The sequence below is a fragment of the Pseudonocardia sp. Ae150A_Ps1 genome, assembly GCF_001932315.1.
Classification (GTDB): Bacteria; Actinomycetota; Actinomycetes; order Mycobacteriales; family Pseudonocardiaceae; genus Pseudonocardia.
On sequence record NZ_MCIJ01000001.1, the window covers coordinates 2,739,800 to 2,758,240 of the forward strand.

Consider the following 18,441-nt stretch of genomic DNA (forward strand, 5'->3'; position numbering starts at 1 on the left):
GGACGCCGGGCCGGGTCCACGGCGTGATCAACCACCCAACCCTCGGCGAACATCGGGTGGGGCGCCCGCGAGTTGGTGTGCCCGGCACGGTCGCGTCATCTCGCGGTCGCGACCGGGTCACCACCTGCCCGGACACTCGGTGCGCATGACGGCCGTCCCGCAGACCACCCGACCCGTGCGCCCGGTGGACCCGGCGCTGCTCTCCCGCGCCCTGGAGACGGCCGGGCGGCTGGCGAACGACGCCGCCGAGGTGATCACCGCGACGCTCGGCCGCGAGCACGGCGGACCGCCGGAGGCCACCGCCAAGGCGAACCCGTTCGACTGGGTCACCGACACCGACCGGACGCTGGAGCGGCACACCCGCCGCGTCCTGGCCGCCGAGTTCCCCGGCTGCCCGGTCGTCGGCGAGGAGTACGGCGCCGACCGGGGCGCGGCGGAGGCGCCGATGCGGTGGGTGGTGGACCCGGTCGACGGCACCGCGAACTACGTCGCCGGGCTCCCGTGGTGCGCGTACAGCCTGGCCCTGGTCGACGGCGACGGCCCGGCCGTCGGCGTCGTCGCCGATCCGGGCCGCGGGCAGATCTACGCGGCCGCCCGCGGCCGCGGGTTCCGGGCGAACGGCAAGCCGGTCCCCCTGGCCCGGCCGGCCAGGCTGGCCGGCTCACTGGTGTGTGCGGAGGACCCGGACCCGGCCTTCGTCGACCGTGCCCGCGCCGCGCACGCCGGCGTCCGGGTGCTCGGGTCGGCCGCCCTGGCGATCACCCAGGTGGCGCTGGGCAACGCCGTCGCCGCGGTGCTCACCCGCTACCACGAGTGGGACGTGGCGGGGGCGCTGTGCCTGGCCGCGGAGTCCGGCGCGATGGTGCTGGGCCGCGACGGGCGGTCCGCCCCGATGCCGGCGGACGGGCTGCTCGTCGTCGCGCCGGAGGTGGCGGCGGAGACGTGCGCGCTCTGGCGCGGTCAGGACCGCTGATCGCGGCGGCGCCGCAGCGTCACCCAGGCCGGGCCGACCACGACCCAGATCGCGGCGAGCGCGCCGGCCGCCGGGAGGATGCCGTCGACCGCGGACCGGCCTGCGACGCGGACCCGGGTGGGCTCCGCGATGTCGTACTCGACGTAGATGTTCTCGCCGGGCGTGAGACCGACCGGGTAGGCGATCCCGGCCCCGGGGGTCTGCAGGCGCCCCTCGGCGTCGACGAACCGGACCACCGAGCGCCAGTAGCCGGAGCCGTCGAGGACGGTGGCCGCCGTGGTGGCGCCGTGCGAGGAGATCCGGATGTCGGTGAGGAACGCCCCACCGAGCGCGATCAGCACCAGCAGCGTCAGGGTGATCCCGACACCCGCGACGATCTCCGGCACCCGGTAGCGCACCCGGGCCATGAAGCGGCCCGCAGCGGCCCGGGTCTCGGTCAGCACGTCGCCGGTCGGACTGGTCACGACACCCGATTCTAGGGAGCCGCCCACCGGGCCACGGCCACCCGGGTGTGTCGGGTGCCTCGCCCCGCCGCCCCGCACCGCTGCGGTCCGTTGCCTACCCTCGGGGTGTGACTGTCGCACCGGCCGGCACCGCGTTGCGGGTCCGCACCCGCCCGCTCCGGCTCGACGGGCCGCTGCTGGACGTGCTGCCCCGCGGTGCGGGCGCGCTGTCCTGGGTGCGTGGCGACGAGGGCATCGTCGGGTGGGGCGAGGCCGCCCGGTTCACCGCGTCCGGTCCCGGGCGGTTCGCCGAGGCCGACCGCTGGTGGCGCTCGGTCGTGGCCGACCTGGAGGTCGACGACGACGTCCGGCTGCCCGGCACCGGCGCCGTCGCCTTCACCTCCTTCACCTTCGATCCGGCATCCGCCGGGTCGGTGCTGGTGGTGCCGCGGGTCGTCGTCGGCCGCCGCGGGCACCGGGCGTGGGTCACCGAGATCTCCACGGACGACGAGCCGCCCGGCGCGGCGCTGCCCGTCCCCGCGCCGGTCCGGCCCGGCGGGCGGCTGCACTTCGCCGACGGCGACGTCCCGGCCCACCGCTACCGCGGCGCGGTCGGCGAGGCCGTGCGCCGGATGCGGGCGGGTGAGCTGGACAAGGTCGTGCTCGCCCACGACCTGCTCGCGCACGCCGACGCGGACCTCGACACGCGCTTCCTCCTGGGCGGGCTCGCCCGACGGTTCCCGACGTGCTGGACGTTCGCCGTCGACGGCCTGGTCGGCGCCACCCCGGAGCTGCTGCTGCGGCTCGACGGGCCGACCGTGGAGTCGCGGGTGCTGGCCGGGACGATGTGGCCCTCCGGCGACGGGACCGATGTGGACAGCGCGCTCGCCGGGTCCGCGAAGGACCGCCGCGAGCACGCCTACGCGGTCGACTCCCTGGCCGCGTCGCTGCGGCCGCTGGTGACGGACCTGCGGGTGCCGGACGGCCCGTCCGTCCTGACCCTGCCCAACGTGTCCCACCTGGCGAGCGACGTCACCGCCCGGCTCGACGCGGCGCGCCCCGCCTCCCTGCTGACGCTGCTCGGTGCGGTGCACCCGACCGCGGCCGTCGGCGGGACCCCGACCCCGGACGCGACCGCGCTGATCACGGAGATCGAGGGGCTCGACCGCGGCCGCTACGCCGGCCCGGTCGGCTACGTCGACGCCGACGGCGGCGGGGAGACCGGCATCGCGCTGCGCTGCGCCGAGCTGCGCGGCCGGACGGCGCGGTTGTTCGCCGGGTGCGGGATCGTCGCCGACTCCGATCCCGACGCGGAGGTGCGCGAGGCCGCCGCCAAGATGCGCGCCGTCCGGGAGGCGCTGGAGGGCTGAGCGCACTCAGCCCAGTGCCGCGCCCACGGCCTCGCGGAGGGCGGCGTGCGCGTCGCGCAGACCGGCCCGCGGCACCCGGACACGGACCAGGCGGCGCCCGGAGCCGGGCCGTGCGGTCAGCTCGGCCGGGTCACCGGACCAGTCGGTCGCGTCCCAGCCCGCGGCGCGGGCCAGCCCGACGAGATCGACCCCGGTCGGGGTGCCGAAGATCCGCTCGAAGGCGTGCGCGTGTTCCGCGCCGCCCTGCTCGAGCAGGTGGAAGATGCCGCCGCCGTCGTCGTCGAGGACGACCGCGGTGAGGTCCGGGCAGGGCTCGTCCGGGCCGATGACCAGGCCCGTCGTGTCGTGCACCAGGGTGAGGTCACCGAGCAGCAGCGCGGTCGGGCCGTCGTGCGCCAGCGCGGCGCCGACGGCGGTCGACACCGTCCCGTCGATCCCCGCGACGCCCCGGTTCGCGCGCACCGTCAGCCCGGACCGGGGGGTGGCGGCGAGCGCGACGTCGCGGACCGGGTTCGACGAGCCGAGGACGAGCTGCCCGCCGTCGCGCTGCGCGGCGACGACCTGACGGGCCAGGCGCAGGCCGGGCGCACCGTCGGCGGTGCCGTCGTCGAGGGCGGTGTCGAGGGCCTTGGCCGCGGCCCGGTCGGCGTCGCCCCACGCCCACGTCCAGTCGTCGGGCGGGGTGAGGGCGGGCAGCGCGCCGACGGCCCGGACCGTGCCGGACACGTCGGTCCAGCCGACGCCGTCCTGACCGGGGTCGGCGTACACCGCGATGCCGGGGTCCGCGAGCACGGCGGACACCGCGCGGTGCAGCGTCGGACGGCCCAGGACGACCACCTGCGTCGGCCGCAGCTCCGGCCGGTCGATCAGCCAGGGGCCGGTGCGCAGGGCGTGCGGCCACCACGGCGACGACGGCTCGGCCACCAGCGGGGCGCCACCGAGCAGGCCGGGATCGGCGGCCGGGCCGCCGGTACCGGCGATCACGAGGGTCCGGGCGGCGGGGTCCAGCGGCAGTGGCGGCGCCGTCCGCACCGGCCGGGTCACCGCGGTCCAGGCCGCTCCGGCGGCGCGGCCGGCGGGGACGCCGGGCCCGAGGAGGTCCTGCGCACCGGGCGTCGCGGCCGGGCCCTCGGGCACCAGCGGCTCGGCGTAGGGCAGGTCCAGGTGCACCGGGCCGGGGGCACCGGCCCCGGTCCCGGTCGCCGCCGCCAGCGCGCGCGCCACCGACGACCGCCAGCGCCGCGCCTCCGTGTCGGTCACCACGTCGGGCACGGCGAGCGAGCCGGACCAGCGCACGGTCGGCCCGAACAGGGCGGACTGCGCGATCGTCTGGCTGGCACCGGTCCCGACGAGCTCGGGCGGCCGGTCCGCGGTGAGCGCGATCAGCGGCACCCCGGCGTGGGCGGCCTCGAGCACGGCGGGGTGCAGGTTCGCGACGGCCGTCCCCGAGGTGACGACGACCGGCACCGGACGCCCGGAGGCCAGCGCCAGGCCGAGTGCGAGGAAGCCCGCCGTCCGCTCGTCGATCCGGACGTGCAGCCGGATCAGCCCGAGCGCCTCGGCCCGGGCCAGCGCGAACGCCGGCGGCGCGTTGCGGGAGCCCGGGCAGAGCACAGCGTCGGTGACGCCGGCGCGGATCAGCTCGTCCACGAGGACGCGAGCCTGGGCGGTGGAGCCGTTCACGCAATCAACCCTCGGTAGCCGTGGTGGGGGCCGGGCGGGCGGCGAGACGCACGCTCCGGAAACCCGCCGCCGGTCGTGCGGTCCGGCGCTCGGGAGGCGCGACCGCGACCGGCCGGTATCGACGGTACCCCGTACGGCGGGGCCTCCACCTGTGACGCCCGTCGTCGGCGGCTCAGACCTCCAGGTACTCGAAGGTCGTCGCCGCGCTCGCGCCGGGGAGCCGGGTCGCGACCCCGGCCGCCCATTCCCGCAGGACTCCGCTGCCCGCCATGTCGCCGTCCAGCGCCGCCAGGTACGCCCGGTGCGCCTCCAGCGAGGCGACGGCCGCGTCGAGGTGCCCGGAGATGTCGACCGCGTGCCGCGCGCGGGGCGACGCCGCGACCGCGACCCCGTGCACGCCGTCCCACCGCTCGCCCGCCTCCGGGAACAGCCACCGGTTCGCCGCGTCCCGGACGGCGTCGATGACGGCCCGGCCGACGGCGACGTGATCGGCGTGGTTGGGCGCGGCGCCGTCGGCGTCCCACGACTCCCGGTGGTTCCCGGTGACGACGAGCTGCGGCCGGTGCCTGCGGATCGCCGCGGCGATGTCGCGGCGCAGCGCGACCGAGTACTCGACCAGGCCGTCGGGATGGTCGAGGAACTCGACGACGTCGACGCCGACGGCCGCGCACGCCGCCCGCTGCTCGGCCTCGCGGACGGGGGCGCACGCGTCGGGGGCGAGGGTGTCGATCCCCGCCTCACCGCGGGTGACCAGCAGGTAGGTGACCCGCCTGCCCTGCGACGTCCAGCGGGCGACGGCGCCGGAACCGCCGTACTCCATGTCGTCCGGATGGGCGACGACGACCAGCACGCGGTCGGCGTCCTCGGGCAGCGGCAGGTAGTCGTCGTCGGACATGGGTCCAGTGTGGCGGTGACCGTCGGCCCGGTGTGGCCGCAGCACGTCGGATGCCGGGTCCTGGTGTGGTGGGAACCGGTGTATCCGTCACCCGGACGAACTACGGTGACGCCACCGACAGCCAGTCTCACGATGGGGAGAGACCGTGTCCGACACGCAGTCCGGTGCCACCGCACCGGGAACCGGGACGACGCCGACGGAGCCCGACCGGCCACGCACGCCGATCGGCCGCGTGGTCGCGGCGAGCATGCTCGGCACGACGGTCGAGTGGTACGACTACTTCCTCTACGGCGTCGCCGCGGCGCTGGTCTTCCCGCAGGTGTTCTTCCCGGACTCCGACGGCGCCACCGGCCTGCTGCTCTCGCTCGGCACGTTCGCCGTCGGGTTCATCGCGCGCCCGCTGGGCGGCCTGGTGTTCGGCCACTACGGCGACAAGATCGGCCGCAAGAAGCTGCTGGTCATCTCGCTGCTCATGATGGGCCTGTCGACGTTCGCGATCGGCCTGCTGCCGGGCTACGCCACGATCGGCATCGCCGCGCCGGCGCTGCTGGTGCTGCTGCGCCTGATCCAGGGCTTCGCACTGGGCGGCGAGTGGGGCGGCGCCGTCCTGATCGTGTCCGAGCACGGGAAGCCCGAGCACCGGGGGTTCTGGGCGAGCTGGCCACAGGCCGGTGCGCCCGCCGGGCAGCTGCTCGCCAACGGCCTGCTCGCGGTGATGGCGCTGGTGCAGTCCGAGGAGGCCTTCCAGGCCTGGGGCTGGCGGATCCCGTTCCTGCTGTCCGCCGTGCTGGTGCTGATCGGCCTGTACGTCCGGCTCGCCGTCGAGGAGTCCCCGGTGTTCCGGGAGGCGCAGGCGAAGGCGGCCGCGCGGGCCGCGGCCGGCGAGAAGGAGACGATGCCGATCGTCGACGTGTTCCGGCAGTACCCGCGCGAGGTGCTGACCGCGATGGGCGCCCGGTTCGCCGAGAACGTCTCCTACTACATCTTCACGATCGTCATCTCCACCTACGCGACCCGTCAGCTCGACCTGCCGTCGTCGTTCGTGCTGGGGGCGGTGCTGATCGGTGCGGCCGTGCACCTGGTGACCACCCCGATGTGGGGCGCGATCTCCGACCGGGTCGGGCGCAAGCCGGTGTACCTGGTCGGGGCCGTCGGCGTCGGTGTCTGGGCGTTCGCGTTCTTCTACCTCCTCGACACGCGGAACTTCGCGCTCACCGCGATCGCGGTGACGGTCGGCCTGGTGCTGCACGGCGCGATGTACGGCCCGCAGGCGGCGTTCCTGTCCGAGCTGTTCGGCACGAAGGTCCGCTACTCGGGGGTGTCGATCGGCTACCAGCTGGCCTCGGTGTTCGCCGGCGGTCTCGCCCCGGTGATCGCGGTCGCACTGCTGACCGCGACCGGCACCGGCTTCTCGATCGCCGTCTACATCGCGGCCAGCTCGGTGGTGACGATCGTCGCCGTGGCGCTCTACTCGGAGACCCGGACCCGCCGCCTCGACGCCGACGACGCGCTGACGGAGCGCTGACGCGGAACCGATCCTCCCCGAGCGCGGCGGCTCCGCCGGGCGTAGAACGGGCACCGACCCGACCACCGTCCCCCGGAGCCGCCCCGTGCCGCGTACCGACCTGACGATCCCCACCCCCGACGGCGACGCCCGTGCCACCCTGCACACCCCGGACGGCGACGGCCCCTGGCCCGGGGTCGTGCTCTACGTCGACGCGGGCGGGGTCCGGAAGGCCATGCACGACATGGCCGCCCACCTCGCCGTCCTCGGCTACGCGGTGCTGCTGCCCGACGTCTACCACCGGCACGGCGACTGGGCGCCCTTCGACATGAGCACCGTGTTCACCGACGACGACGAGCGCGCCCGGCTGATGGGGATGGTCTCCTCGCTGGAGCCGCGGATGGTCGCCGTCGACGCGGAGGCCTGGGTGACGGCGCTGCTCGACCGCCCCGAGGTCGCCGGCCCCCGGGTCGGCGTCACCGGGTACTGCATGGGCGGCGTGATGGCGCTGCGGACAGCCGGCACGCAGCCCGAGCGGGTGGCCGCGGCGGCGTCGTTCCACGGCGGGAACCTCGCCACCGACGACCCGGCCAGCGTGCACCGACTCGCCGACCGGATCCGCGCCACCGTGTACGTCGCGGGCGCCACCGACGACCGCTCGTTCCCCGAGGAGCAGCGGCAGCGGCTGGAGGAGGCCCTGTCCGGCGCCGGTGTCGGCCACACGGTGGAGACCTATCCGGCGGCGCACGGGTTCGCCGTCCCCGACACTCCCGCCCACGACGACGCCGCCGAGCAGCGGCACTGGGAGGCCCTGCACCGCCTGTTCGGCGGCGCACTCTGACGGGAGCGGCCGCGGGGTAACGTTCCGCCCGAGATGAGCGCGACCCTGCACGTGACGGGCCTGGCCGCGGGCCACGGCGATCACCCCCTGTTCTCCGAGCTGGACCTCGTCGTCGCACCGGGCGACGTCGTCGGCCTGGTCGGCGCGAACGGCGCCGGGAAGTCGACCCTGCTGTCGCTGCTCGCCGGGGAACGGGAGCCCGACGCCGGAAAGCTGACGCTCGCCCCGCCGGACGCCACGGTCGGGCACCTGCCACAGGAGCCCGACCGGCGGCCCGGCGAGACGGTGGCCGGCTTCCTCGCCCGGCGCACCGGCGTGGCCACGGCACAGTCCACGATGGACACCGCGGCCGAGGACCTGGCGTCCGGCGCCCCGGGTGCCGACGACCGGTACGCCGGCGCGCTGGACCGCTGGCTCGCCCTCGGCGGGGCCGACCTCGACGAGCGGGCCGGCGACGCGCTGCGCGAGGTCGGGCTCGGCGTCGGGACCGGCGCGCCGATGACCGGGCTGTCCGGCGGGCAGGCGGCGCGGGCGAACCTCGCCGCGCTCCTGCTGTCCCGCTACGACCTCCTGCTGCTCGACGAGCCCACCAACGACCTGGACCTCGACGGGCTGGACCGACTGGAGCGGTTCGTCACCGGCCTCGCCCGCCAGGGCACCCCGACCGTCCTGGTCAGCCACGACCGCGAGTTCCTGGCCCGCACGGTGAACCGGATCGTCGAGCTCGACCTCGCCCAGCAGCAGGTCCGGATCCACGACGGCGGACACGAGGCCTACCTCGCCGAACGCGAGATCGCGCGCCGGCACGCACGCGAGGACTACGACGAGTACGCCGACAAGCTGGGCGCACTCCGGCAGCGGGCCGTGATGCAGCGGAACTGGATGGCCCAGGGCGTCCGGAACGCGCGCCGCAAGACCAAGGACCCGGACAAGAACGTGCGCGCCCTGCGCGCCGAGTCCAGCGAGAAGCAGGCCGCGAAGGCCCGCCAGACCGAGCGGGCGATCGAGCGGCTGGAGGTCGTCGAGGAGCCCCGCAAGGAGTGGGAGCTGCGGATGACGATCGCGGCCGCGCCCCGGTCCGGGACGGTCGTCGCGCGGGCGGACGCGGCCGTCGTGCGCCGCGGGGACTTCGTGCTCGGTCCGGTGACGCTCCAGCTGGAGTGGGCGGACCGGGTCGTCGTCACCGGCGCGAACGGTGCCGGGAAGTCGACGCTCCTCGGGCTGCTGCTCGGCCGGATCGCACCGGACACCGGCGCCGCGGGGCCGGGATCGGGGGTGGTCGTCGGGGAGATCGACCAGGCCCGCGGCGCATTCCTCGGCGAGCAGACGCTGCTGCGGGCGTTCGGGGAGCAGGTGCCCGACTGGCCCGAGTCCGAGGTGCGGACGCTGCTGGCCAAGTACGCGCTCACCGCCGACCAGGTGCTGCGGACCGCGGCGTCGCTGTCACCGGGTGAGCGGACCCGGGCCGGGCTGGCGCTGCTGCAGGCCCGCGGGGTGAACCTGCTGGTGCTCGACGAGCCGACCAACCACCTCGACCTGCCCGCGATCGAGCAGCTGGAGCAGGCGCTCGACGCGTTCACCGGGACGGTCCTGCTGGTCACACACGACCGGCGGATGCTGGACACGGTCCGCGCGACCCGTCGCTGGGAGCTGCGGGACGGAGCGGTCACCGAGCTCTGACCCCGCTACGAACCGGGGAGCCCCGGACCGGTGTCGCCGGTCCGGGGCTCCCCGGTTCGAGTGCGGAAGAAGGGTGGGCGGGGGTCAGGCCTGCTCGGGCTCGGCGGCGTCGGACTGCGCGACGATGGCGAAGCGCAGCTCCTCCTCGCCGCCCTCCGTCGTCACCGGCTGCACGTCGAGCACCTTGTCGTCCAGCAGCTGGGCCGCGGTGGGCTCCAGGAAGACGGTGATGCCCTCGCCGCGCAGGACAGTGTCCTGGTCGTCGGCCGTCTGCGCCAGCGCGAGCTCCAGGCCCTGCGCGGGGTCCGGCGCGGTGATGCGCAGGCCGCCGTCGTCGGGCAGCTCGGCGTCGGTGCTCAGGGTCTTGATCGCCTCAGCGGCGTTCTCGGTGATCGCCAACATCGACCCCACCGTACGGACGGCGGTGTGCACGTCCACCGGTGTCCCCCCGTCCCGATCACGTTCGGGTGGCGACGGCCCCGTGTCCACCGGGAATGCGCCGGGTGAGCTACGTCACCCACCCCGGCGACCGGTCCCGCGCACGAGAGCGGCCCGGCGTCCACCGTGGGACGCCGGGCCGCCGGTACCGCGAGCGGGTGGCGCGGACTCAGCCGAAGTCGTCGGGGTCCGGGCCGATCCGCTTGCCGGTGTGCAGCTTCTCGATCGACGCGATGTCGTCGTCGGTCAGGGAGAAGTCGAAGATCTCGAAGTTCTCCTTGATCCGGCCCGGGTCGTTCGACTTCGGGAACACGATGTTCCCGAGCTGGATGTGCCAGCGGAGCACGACCTGCGCGGCGGACTTGCCGTACTTCCGGGCGAGCTCGGCGAGCTCCGGGGCCTCGAGCAGGCCCTTGCCCTGGCCGATCGGGCTCCACGCCTCGGTCGCGATGCCGTGCTGCCGGTGGTAGTCGCGCAGCTCGCGCTGGACCAGGTGCGGGTGGAACTCGATCTGGTTGATCGCCGGCACCGTCGAGGTCTCGGCCGCGAGCCGGTCCAGGTGCGGGACCTGGAAGTTGGAGACGCCGATCGACCGGGCCTTGCCGGCCTTCCTCGCGTCCTCGAAGCCCTGCCAGGTCTCGACGTAGCGGTCCTCCTGCGGCTTCGGCCAGTGGATCAGGTAGAGATCGACGTGGTCGAGGCCGAGCTTGGTGAGGCTGTCGTCGAGGCGCTCGACGGCCGAGCCGCGGCCGTGGCCGTCGTTGTTCAGCTTCGTGGTGATCCAGAGCTCGTCGCGCGGGACGCCCGCGTCGGCGATCCCCTTCCCGACGCCCTCCTCGTTGCCGTACATCTGCGCGGTGTCGATGTGCCGGTAGCCCACGTCCAGGGCCGCCTTGACCTTCTCCGCGGTGTCGCCGGGCTCGATCTGGAAGACCCCGAAGCCGAGCTGCGGGATCTCCCGGCCGTCGTTGAGCGTGATCGTGGGAGTAGCCATGACTCCGGTCTACCCGCGCCTGCGCGCGCACATGCCCCACCGTGGGATGTGCCTCGACGGGGAATAGCTCAGCCCCACACCCGGGCGATCTCTGCTGCGACGCCGGCCGCCTGCGCCCGCCCGGCCCGGGCCGCGGCCGGCCGCCGTGCCGGGTCGAGCACGTTGCGGCCGAACGCGCGCCGGGCGCGGCGGTCCGGCTCGACGCAGGCGACCCGCCCGAGCGCGCCGAGCGCCTCGGCCTGCACGCGCGGGGCGACGGCCGACCCGAGCCCGCCGGTCAGCGGGGCGAGCACGACGACGCGGCCGTACCCGGCGGCGAGGTCGGCGTTGGCCATGGACCGCACCCCACCGTCGATCCAGCGGGTTCCGGCGGCCGTCACCGGTGGCCAGACGCCGGGGACCGCGCAGCTGGCGGCGACCGCGGTGGCGAGCGGGACACCGTCGTCGCGGGTGAAGACCCGGAGGTCGCCGGTGTACGCGTCCACCGCGGTGATCCACAGGTCACGGCCGGACGGCCAGCCGGCGTCGCCGAGCCGGGACCCGATCGCGGCGAGCCGCTCGGCCTCCCCGACGGTGTCGGCGGCCAGCGCCATCCGGCCGATCCGGGCGCGGACCCGGCGGGCGTCCCGCGGGCCCGCCAGCGCGGCCACCCCGTACCGGACGGCGAGACGCAGCCCGAGGTTCGCCGCGATCTCGCCCGACGGCGGCGCGAGCTGGGTCTCCAGCAACGCCTCGGGGTCCCGTCCGGCGGCGAGGTTCGCTCCGACCGCCGACCCCGCCGACGTCCCGACGACGAGATCGGCCCCGGTCAGGTCGATCCCGTCCGCCGCCAGACCCGCGACCAACCCGTACATCCAGGCGATCCCGGTGATCCCGCCACCGCCGAGGACCAGTGCCCGCCGCTCGTCGCCCATCCGCTGTCAGCCCCGCAGCGCCCGGGCGGCGATCTGGGCGAGGTGCACCGGCTCCCGCTCCCCGGCCTGCCGGACCTGGGTACGGCAGGAGTAGCCGTCGGCGAGCAGGTCCACCGCGCCGTCGGCGGCCCGGACCGCGGGGAGCAGCGCACGCTCGGCACAGGCCATCGAGACGTCGTAGTGCCCGTCCTCGAAGCCGAAGTTGCCGGCCAGGCCGCAGCAGCCGGAGTCGAGCACGGTCGCGTCCACCCCGAGCGCCGCCAGCACCGCGCGGTCCGGTTCGCTGCCCAGCTCGGCGTGCTGGTGGCAGTGGATCTGCACCAGCGCCGCGCCGTTGCCCTCCCCCGCGACGGCGGCGAGCTCGTCGGCGTGCCGGTTCAGCAACTCCGCGAACGTCGACACCTGCTGCTCGAGGACCGTGACCCGCGGCTCGTCGGGCAGCAGCTCCGCCGCGTCGGACCGCAGGGCGGCGGTGCACGACGGCTCCAGTCCGACGACCGGGATCCCCGCGTCGAGCGCCGGGCCGATCGCCCGCAGGCTGCGCGCCAGCACCCGGCGGGCGGCGGTGACCTGGCCGGTCGAGGTCCAGGTCAGGCCGCAGCACACGTTCCTGGGCGGCAGCTCGACCCGATACCCGAGCCCGGTGAGGACGGCGACGGCGTCCGCCGCGATCTCCGGGTCGAAGTGGTCGGTGAAGGTGTCGGTCCACAGCAGCAGCGGGCCGCGGCTTCCCGGGGCGATCCCGAGGTCCGGGACCCGCGACATCGGCAGGCCGCGTGCGGCCTGCGCGGTGTAGGTCTCGCGGGCGATCGGCGGGATGGCCCGGCGGGCGTCGATCCCGCCCGCCTTCTTCGCGACCGTCGCCAGCAGCGGCACCTGCGCGAGCCGGTTCAGCCCGTCGACGGCGGCCGCCGGGAGCGCCCCCACCATCCGCAGCCAGCGCGGCAGCGCGCCCATCGAGTAGTGCGTGCGCGGCCGGAGCCTGCGGTGGTAGCGGTTGGCGAGGAACTCGGTCTTGTACGACGCCATGTCCACACCGACCGGGCAGTCGGACTTGCAGCCCTTGCAGGACAAGCAGAGGTCGAGCGACTCGGCGACCTCGTCGGACTGCCAGCCGTCGGTGATGATCTCGCCGTTCGCCATCTCGAACAGCAGCCGCGCGCGTCCGCGGGTGGAGTGCTTCTCCTCCTTGGTGACGTTCCAGCTCGGGCACATCACCCCGGACCCGGTGTCGATCGCGCACTTCCCGACACCCAGGCAGCGCCGGGTGGCCCGGTGGAACGAGCCGCGGTCGTGCCCGAAGGCAAGCTTCGGCTCGTCGGGCATGGTCGGCATGCCGAGCTGGACGCGCAGGTTCTCGTCCATCGTCGCCGGGCGCACGACGCGGCCGGGGTTCATCCGGTCGTCCGGGTCCCAGACCGCCTTGAACCGCTCGAAGCCGGTGATGACCTGCGGCGGGTACATGCGCGGCAGCAGCTCGGCGCGGGCCTGCCCGTCGCCGTGCTCACCCGAGAGCGACCCGCCGTGCGCGACGACGACGTCCGCCGCATCGGTCATGAACGCCCGGAAGTTCGCGATCCCCGGCTTCGTCAGCAGGTCGAAGTCGATCCGGACGTGCAGGCAGCCGTCGCCGAAGTGGCCGTAGTAGATGCCCGTGCGGCCGTGCCGCTCCAGCACCTTGTCGAACTCGCGCAGGTAGGCACCGAACTTCTCCGGCGGGACGGCGGCGTCCTCCCAGCCCGGCCATGCCTCGCCGCCGTCGGGCGAGCGGGTCACCAGACCGGCGCCCTCCTCGCGGACCCGCCACAGCGCGGCCATCTGCTTCGGCTCGGAGACCACGACGGCGCCGGTGGTGTAGGGCTTCATCGCGGACGCGACGGCGTGCGCGGCGGCCTCGGCGGCCGCCCGGTCCTCGCCGCCCGTCTCGACGTAGAGCCAGCCCTTGCCCTCCGGCAGCATCCGCGAGGTCGTCTCGTCGGGGCGCAGCGCACGCAGCGAGGCGATCAGGCCGGCGTCCATCCCCTCGATGGTCAGCGGGGAGTGCTCGCGGACGATCATCACGTTGTCGGCGGCGTGGTAGGCGTCGGGGAAGCCCAGCACGGCCAGCGCCCGCGCGGGCGGCGACTCGACCAGGTCCACCGTCGCGGCGAGGATCGTGGCGCAGGTGCCCTCGGTCCCGACCAGTGCCTTCGCCAGGTTCACGTTCCCGGGGACGAGCTGGTCGAGGTTGTAGCCCGACACCCGGCGGGTCAGCTCCGGGACGTGGTTCGCCACGTCGGTGGCCATCTCGGCGCCCAGCGCACGCAGCGCGTCCGGGATCGCGCCGGTCTCGGTGCCGTCCGGGCCGAGGGTGATCCGCTCCCCGCGGTAGGTCAGGACGTCCAGCGAGCGGACGTTGTCGACGGTCTTGCCCCAGGCCACCGAGTGCGAGCCGCAGGCGTTGTTGCCGATCATCCCGCCGATCGAGCAGCGGTTGTGCGTCGACGGGTCCGGACCGAACGTCAGCCCGTGCGGCTTCCCGGCGCCGCGGACGGCGTCGCACACCGCACCGGGCTGGACCGTCGCGGTCCGTGCGTCCGGGTCGACCGACAGGATCGAGTCCATGTGGGTGCGGAAGTCGAGCGCGACCGCGGTGTTCACCGCCTGACCGGCGATCGAGGTCCGTGAGCCGACCGGCATGACGGGCACGTCGTGGGCGCGGCAGACCGCCATCGCCGCCTCGACGTCGGCCGCGTCGCGCGGAGCGATCACACCGATCGGGACACCCCGGTAGTTCGACGCGTCGGCCGACCACATGGCGCGGCTGCCGGCGTCGAACCGGACCTCACCGCCGACGGCGGCACGCAGCTCGTTCTCCAGGGCGCGGTACGCGGTGGTGGTCGCGGTACTCACAGCACTCCTCTCAGCAGGCCGGGACGCGACGACGCTACCCCGGCCTGCCGGAGGTCACCGGCTCACCAGTTCTCGACCGACTTCGTGAGGATGTCGGCGATGTCGTCCTCGGTGGGGGTGCGCGGGCACGTCGCGAGGAGCCGCTGCTGCTTCATCGTCCCGGGCACCAGGTCCGGCACGTCCGACTCGGTGTACCCGACGCCGCCGATCCCGTTGGGGATGCCGATGTCGCGCATCAGGTCGATCAGCACCGACGGCAGCTGCTCACGCTGGTCGTTCAGCCGGTCCGCGCGCGGGGCCATCAGCTCGGCCGCCTTGAGGTGCCGGTCCGGTGCGGAGTCGAAGGAGAACCGGAACGCCTCCGGCGCGGTCAGCGACACCGACATGCCGTGCGGCACCATCGGCTCGTCCTGCGGGTAGCCGGCGGGCGTGAAGTCCTTGACCATCCCGGCGATCGGGTAGGCGTTGGCGTGCGGGATGTGCACGCCGGAGTTGCCGAACCCCATCCCGGCGAACGTCGCCGCCATCATCATGTTCGAGCGGGCCTCCAGGTCGTCGGCGCCGCGGTGCACGGCGTCCCGGAAGGACTGTGCGAGCAGCGTCATCGACTTCTCGCACCAGAGGTCCGAGACCGGGTTCGAGCCGCAGTAGGTGACCCGCTCCTCGGGCTTCTTCCGGTCGAACGTCGTGTACCAGCGCGCCGTGTAGGACTCCAGCGCGTGGCAGGCGATGTCCATCCCGGACGCGGCGGTGACCTCCGGCGGCAGCGACATCGTGACCAGCGGGTCGATCACGGCCAGGGTCGGGCGCAGCCGCCAGTGGCTGATCCCGGTCTTGACCTTCATCGACAGGATGTCCAGCACGCACATCGCGGTGGACTCCGAGCCGGTACCGGCCGTCGTCGGGACGGCGATCAGCGGCTTGAGCGGGCCCTCGGGCACCTTCGCGTTGCCGATCGGCTTGTTGATGAAGTCCATCAGCTCGCCGGGGCCGCTGGTCAGCAGGTTGATCGCCTTGGCGGTGTCGATCGCGGACCCGCCGCCGACGGCGACGAAGCCGTCCCACGGGCCCTGGGCGCGGGCGTACTCGGTGGCCTTGACCATCGAGTCGTCGGTCGGCTCGACGTGGACGCCGTCGAAGATCTCGGAACCGATGCCGTAGCGCTGCAGGGACTCGGCGATGCGCTCGGGGATGCCGAGCAGGCGCACACCGGGGTCGGTCACGATGAGGACCCGGCCCGCCCCGTAGCCGGTCATCTCGAAACCGATCTCGTCGATCGAGCCGGCACCGAACTTCAGGGGCGGCGCGCCCCAGGTGAAGATCGTCTCCTCGGTGAGGTCGACATTCGGGATCGTCATGGACGCGTCCTCCAGGGTCCGACACGGCAACGGGTGGAACTCCGTGACCGAGTCTGCACCGTCGATCAGGAGATGCGCACCTGTTGACCCGTCACGTCCGACGGCGGCGCCGGTGCTGCTCGGGGAACTGGGAGCCCGGGCCGTACCGAACGGCGTTGCCCCGTGTCTGCTCCGAGATCCTCACGACCAGCTCGAGATCCACCAGCTCGCGGAGGATCGCCGATGCCCGGTAGACATCGACGTCGAAGAGGTTCTGCACCGTCCTGTTGTTGATCGTGCCGTACTCCTGGACGTGCTCGACGATCTTCCGATCGTGCTCGTCGCTCGGCGCACGGTGATAGGCGACCGCGGTCCCCAGCTCTACGATGACCGGACCCCGGAGCCGGTAGTTCGGGTTTCGCCGCCGCGCGGTTCCCTGTGTGGCCTCGAGCAACGGGGTCGCCGTCGCCGAGCCGGCGCAGCAGGGTCTGTGTGTCCGTCAGCGGCCGTTGGATCACCTGTGCCACAGCGGGCGCGGCGACACTTCTCCGCTGCCTCAGAATCGCGAGGACCTGGAGGACGTCCAAATCGTCCCGTCGCTCGGGCCCGAGCTGGTTGACGAACCGCGCGACACGCATGTTCGGTTCGTCCGAGGCGAAGGTCACCGAGACCTGATCCCGGTCCTCGACGATCCGCGGCGGGTTGCGGCCGACCCGGAGCATCTCCCGGTACATACGGTCGACACCGAGACCGACCTGCTCGACCAGCCCGAGGTGGCGAAGGGCACCGAACAGCGCCCGGAACCGGGCTCGATGCGGATGTCGCAGGATGTTCTCCGGCGTCACCCCCGCCACGAGAGGTCCCGGCGATGTGATCGTCAGGAAGTCCGGCGAATGTTCGACCTGGATGGGGCGGCCACTCCGGTGGTCGCCATGAGCGACGGCGTTCATCACGGCTTCGCGCAGCGCCGGCATCGGGAAGTCCTGGACCTGAAGTTGCTGACCACCGGTCAGGTTGAGAGGAGTGGCCCGGAGGCGGAGCTCGATGGCCTCCAGGCGCCGCTGCATGGCCACGATGAGTGGGCCCTGGAGGTGCAGGATCGTGTCCGCCTCTCCCGCGGCTGCTCGGCGATGCTGGTAGACGATCGTCGGCTCCCCTGTCGCGGATCGCCGTCCCACCAGGGAGTCGCCCGCGTTGGACAGCTTCCCCCTCGATGTCGCGAGGCCCAGGCCGGTCAGCAGCTCACGATCGTCGGCCTGCCGCAACGCACGAGCGCCGTCGGTGGTGACCGTGTCGAGCAGTTCCCGGACCCTGGTGAGGGCGGCGTGGTCCACCCCCTCTGTGGCGTCGATCCGGCTCGACCGGGCGGACCAGTCCTTTCCCCGCCGCTCCTCCCGCAGGCGGCCGACGTCGTCGGCGGTCATCGGGAGACAGTCCGTCCCCCGGCGCCACGAATACCTGCCGCTCGACGAGCTGACCACCTCGATGCCTTCCGGCACGTCGATCCTCAGCAGATGGACGTCCGCGAACTCGAACCGTGAGACGACGACGTCCAACGACGGCACGGTGCGCTCGTACACTCCGTGTCTGATCGTTTCGGGCTCGATCGTCGAGCCGACGAGCGCTTCCGGGCCAGGGACGTCATCGGCGACGCCCACCACGATCGTCCCTCCGGCGGCGTTGGCGAAGCAGACCGCGGCCTCCGCGAGATTGGCGAGCGTGTCCTTGACCTTCGCCGACGGCATCTTGAAGTCGAGTCCGGCCGTCTCGAGCTTGCGCGCCGCAGTACCCGAGCGAACCCGCCGCAAGGCTGTGTCGACGTCGCCCACCATTTGCCTGCCTTTTAAGCAACTGACACTGTGTTGGTTTGCCAAAAGTACCAGCAAAGACAGGCCGCTCGGTGGTCACACGCTGGTGGGCAGCGAACGCACCTCCGGCCGGGCCCACTCGACGAGCCCGGCGCCCAGCCCGGTCAGCAGCATCGCGACCACGCCGGTCGGCCAGAAGATGTGCGAGGTCTGGAACGGGATCGCCGCACCGATGAGCAGCACCGCCCCCGGCAGGACCGCCCACCCGGCCCGGCGGAACAGCAGCCCCGCCACGCAGACCGTCGCGACCAGGTACGACGCCGTCCCGATGTAGGAGAGCCGGTCGCCGAGCGCGATCAGCTCGATGATCGACTGCTGCCCGCGGCCCTCGGTCTCCAGCACCAGCCCGGCCAGGCAGTCGAGCGCGGTGTAGAAGCACCCGAACAGGTACGCCCCGATCTTCCCGATCCAGGCGACCGGCCCGGTCTCCTGGCGCAGCAGCACCCACAGGGCCACGCCGAGCAGCGGGAACACCGGGACCAGCGGGACGTGCGCGGTCCACCACTCGTTCGCCGTCGTCAGGTCGAGCCCGCGCGGGTGGTGGTAGCCGGCGAGCGCGAGCAGCAGGCCGGGGAGGGCGACGAGGACGATCATCAGCGTGCGGCGCAC

Annotated in this window: 15 protein-coding genes; 5 read left to right on the top strand and 10 right to left on the bottom strand. The window is 73.9% G+C overall.

The window, feature by feature from the left end; all coding sequences use genetic code 11:
- The first annotated feature begins 145 nt into the window (after window positions 1-145).
- Window positions 146-973, top strand: coding sequence for an inositol monophosphatase family protein (locus Ae150APs1_RS12670; protein WP_075297686.1), 828 nt, complete (start codon window positions 146-148; stop codon window positions 971-973).
- Here the strand turns inward: Ae150APs1_RS12670 and Ae150APs1_RS12675 are convergent.
- On the bottom strand, window positions 961-1,437 hold the full coding sequence (locus Ae150APs1_RS12675; RefSeq protein ID WP_010224817.1) for a DUF3592 domain-containing protein: 477 nt from the start codon (window positions 1,435-1,437) through the stop codon (window positions 961-963). The genes Ae150APs1_RS12670 and Ae150APs1_RS12675 overlap by 13 nt on opposite strands.
- Window positions 1,438-1,544: 107 nt before the next feature.
- Between Ae150APs1_RS12675 and Ae150APs1_RS12680 the strand changes: the two genes are divergently transcribed.
- Window positions 1,545-2,786: an isochorismate synthase gene (locus Ae150APs1_RS12680; protein WP_060574786.1), complete on the top strand. Its 1,242-nt coding sequence runs from the start codon at window positions 1,545-1,547 to the stop codon at window positions 2,784-2,786.
- Window positions 2,787-2,792: 6 nt separating this feature from the next.
- Here Ae150APs1_RS12680 and menD read toward each other — a convergent pair whose 3' ends face one another.
- Together menD and Ae150APs1_RS12690 are read right to left on the bottom strand one after the other, a co-directional pair.
- Window positions 2,793-4,469 (bottom strand): 2-succinyl-5-enolpyruvyl-6-hydroxy-3-cyclohexene-1-carboxylic-acid synthase, encoded by a 1,677-nt coding sequence (gene menD, locus Ae150APs1_RS12685; RefSeq protein ID WP_075297688.1) that lies wholly within the window; start codon window positions 4,467-4,469, stop codon window positions 2,793-2,795.
- A 172-nt stretch (window positions 4,470-4,641) separates the two neighbouring features.
- On the bottom strand, window positions 4,642-5,364 hold the full coding sequence (locus tag Ae150APs1_RS12690; protein WP_075297690.1) for a PIG-L deacetylase family protein: 723 nt from the start codon (window positions 5,362-5,364) through the stop codon (window positions 4,642-4,644).
- Between the two features lie 247 nt (window positions 5,365-5,611).
- On the opposite strand from Ae150APs1_RS12690, the gene Ae150APs1_RS12695 reads away from it, so the two are divergent.
- The 3 genes from Ae150APs1_RS12695 to Ae150APs1_RS12705 all read left to right on the top strand — a co-directional run bounded on the left by Ae150APs1_RS12695 (window position 5,612) and on the right by Ae150APs1_RS12705 (window position 9,389).
- Window positions 5,612-6,889, top strand: coding sequence for an MFS transporter (locus Ae150APs1_RS12695; protein WP_202968981.1), 1,278 nt, complete (start codon window positions 5,612-5,614; stop codon window positions 6,887-6,889).
- An 85-nt stretch (window positions 6,890-6,974) separates the two neighbouring features.
- Window positions 6,975-7,709, top strand: a complete 735-nt coding sequence (locus tag Ae150APs1_RS12700) for a dienelactone hydrolase family protein (RefSeq protein WP_010235905.1) — start codon at window positions 6,975-6,977, stop codon at window positions 7,707-7,709.
- A gap of 33 nt (window positions 7,710-7,742) precedes the next feature.
- Window positions 7,743-9,389, top strand: coding sequence for an ABC-F family ATP-binding cassette domain-containing protein (locus Ae150APs1_RS12705; protein ID WP_075297692.1), 1,647 nt, complete (start codon window positions 7,743-7,745; stop codon window positions 9,387-9,389).
- A gap of 84 nt (window positions 9,390-9,473) precedes the next feature.
- Here the strand turns inward: Ae150APs1_RS12705 and Ae150APs1_RS12710 are convergent, their stop codons facing one another.
- The 7 genes from Ae150APs1_RS12710 to Ae150APs1_RS12740 form a co-directional block, all read right to left on the bottom strand.
- A complete protein-coding gene (locus Ae150APs1_RS12710) occupies window positions 9,474-9,791 on the bottom strand; it encodes an adhesin (RefSeq protein ID WP_029239766.1) in 318 nt (105 codons plus the stop codon).
- Between the two features lie 205 nt (window positions 9,792-9,996).
- Window positions 9,997-10,821, bottom strand: a complete 825-nt coding sequence (locus Ae150APs1_RS12715; protein ID WP_075297694.1) for an aldo/keto reductase — start codon at window positions 10,819-10,821, stop codon at window positions 9,997-9,999.
- Between the two features lie 68 nt (window positions 10,822-10,889).
- Window positions 10,890-11,735: a patatin-like phospholipase family protein gene (locus tag Ae150APs1_RS12720; RefSeq protein WP_075297696.1), complete on the bottom strand. Its 846-nt coding sequence runs from the start codon at window positions 11,733-11,735 to the stop codon at window positions 10,890-10,892.
- Between the two features lie 6 nt (window positions 11,736-11,741).
- Window positions 11,742-14,627 carry an FAD-binding and (Fe-S)-binding domain-containing protein gene (locus Ae150APs1_RS12725; protein ID WP_075297698.1) on the bottom strand — a complete coding sequence of 962 codons (2,886 nt, stop codon included), beginning with the start codon at window positions 14,625-14,627 and terminating at the stop codon, window positions 11,742-11,744.
- Between the two features lie 62 nt (window positions 14,628-14,689).
- The gene (locus Ae150APs1_RS12730; protein ID WP_075297700.1) at window positions 14,690-15,985 is read right to left on the bottom strand and encodes a hydroxyacid-oxoacid transhydrogenase; all 1,296 of its coding nucleotides are present in this window, start codon (window positions 15,983-15,985) and stop codon (window positions 14,690-14,692) included.
- 65 nt (window positions 15,986-16,050) lie between these two features.
- Window positions 16,051-17,793, bottom strand: a complete 1,743-nt coding sequence (locus Ae150APs1_RS12735; RefSeq protein ID WP_170918080.1) for an ATP-binding protein — start codon at window positions 17,791-17,793, stop codon at window positions 16,051-16,053.
- A gap of 75 nt (window positions 17,794-17,868) precedes the next feature.
- Window positions 17,869-18,441 (bottom strand): hypothetical protein, encoded by a 573-nt coding sequence (locus Ae150APs1_RS12740; RefSeq protein ID WP_075297704.1) that lies wholly within the window; start codon window positions 18,439-18,441, stop codon window positions 17,869-17,871.

Bases quoted from the DNA above. Each gene is read 5' to 3' on its own strand.
- Ae150APs1_RS12670 (WP_075297686.1), top strand. From the start codon at position 146: ATGACGGCCGTCCCGCAGACCACCCGACCCGTGCGCCCGGTGGACCCG.
- Ae150APs1_RS12690 (WP_075297690.1), bottom strand. From the start codon at position 5,364: ATGTCCGACGACGACTACCTGCCGCTGCCCGAGGACGCCGACCGCGTG.
- Ae150APs1_RS12695 (WP_202968981.1), top strand. From the start codon at position 5,612: ATGCTCGGCACGACGGTCGAGTGGTACGACTACTTCCTCTACGGCGTC.
- Ae150APs1_RS12705 (WP_075297692.1), top strand. From the start codon at position 7,743: ATGAGCGCGACCCTGCACGTGACGGGCCTGGCCGCGGGCCACGGCGAT.
- Ae150APs1_RS12710 (WP_029239766.1), bottom strand. From the start codon at position 9,791: ATGTTGGCGATCACCGAGAACGCCGCTGAGGCGATCAAGACCCTGAGC.
- Ae150APs1_RS12715 (WP_075297694.1), bottom strand. From the start codon at position 10,821: ATGGCTACTCCCACGATCACGCTCAACGACGGCCGGGAGATCCCGCAG.
- Ae150APs1_RS12720 (WP_075297696.1), bottom strand. From the start codon at position 11,735: ATGGGCGACGAGCGGCGGGCACTGGTCCTCGGCGGTGGCGGGATCACC.
- Ae150APs1_RS12730 (WP_075297700.1), bottom strand. From the start codon at position 15,985: ATGACGATCCCGAATGTCGACCTCACCGAGGAGACGATCTTCACCTGG.